This is a genomic window from Oleiphilus sp. HI0067 (genome assembly GCF_001635735.1).
In genome coordinates this window covers 1-1,016 of the sequence record NZ_LWFI01001090.1, presented here as the reverse complement: position 1 = coordinate 1,016, position 1,016 = coordinate 1, and the positions used below count along the sequence as shown (strand labels likewise).

Here is a 1,016-nt window from a genome sequence, read left to right as displayed (position 1 = left end):
ACAATCTTCACCTGAACTTCTTCGTTACCGATTTCATTCAAGGCAGCACTTAATGCTTCTAGAGAACCTCGCACATCAGTTTTGAGGACGATATTCAGCGTCTTAACTTCGTCTGCGCCCATGTTCGCGAACATGTTCTCAAGCTTCGCTGCTTGCTGACGCTGTAAACGGTCTTTACGCTGCTTCTCAGCACGGAACTCTGCAACTTCACGGGCTTTACGCTCATCAGCAACAACAACGAATTCATCACCAGCATCAGGGGTGCCGTTTAAGCCTAAGATCTCAACCGGAATAGATGGACCAGCTTCGTTTGCTTGCTTACCAGCTTCATCCATCATTGCGCGTACACGACCGTAGTAATTACCTGCAATCACAATATCGCCACGACGCAAAGTACCATTCTGAACCAGTACTGTCGCAACAGCACCACGACCTTTGTCGAGGCTTGATTCAACAACCGTACCTTTCGCAGGCGCTGATGGAACAGCTTTAAGCTCCAACATTTCTGCTTGTAGAAGAACCGCATCAAGCAATGCATCAATACCAGTACCAGTGTGCGCCGATACAGGAATGAACTGCACATCACCACCCCAGTCTTCTGGGATAACATCTTTTGCAGCGAGCTCGTTTTTAACGCGATCTGGATCTGCTTCTTCTTTATCCATTTTGTTGACTGCAACAACAATCGGCACGCCCGCTGAGCGAGCGTGCTGAACCGCTTCTTCAGTTTGAGGCATTACACCATCGTCTGCCGCAACAACAAGAATAACAATATCTGTACTTTGAGCACCGCGAGCGCGCATTGCGGTAAACGCAGCGTGTCCAGGCGTATCAAGGAATGAAATCATGCCGTGACCAGTCTCAACGTGGTATGCACCAATGTGCTGGGTAATACCACCAGACTCGCCTGCAGCAACTTTCGCACGACGAATATAATCAAGTAATGAGGTTTTACCGTGGTCAACGTGGCCCATTACACTAACAACTGGTGCACGAGGCATTTCTTCGCCATCGTA

The 1,016-nt window shown here is 48.7% G+C and carries 1 protein-coding gene; it reads right to left on the bottom strand.

Features of this window, described 5'->3' with window-relative positions; genetic code table 11:
• Nucleotides 1-1,016, bottom strand: a 1,016-nt coding sequence (gene infB / locus A3739_RS15745) for a translation initiation factor IF-2 (protein WP_068501977.1), incomplete at both ends; no start/stop codon positions are given.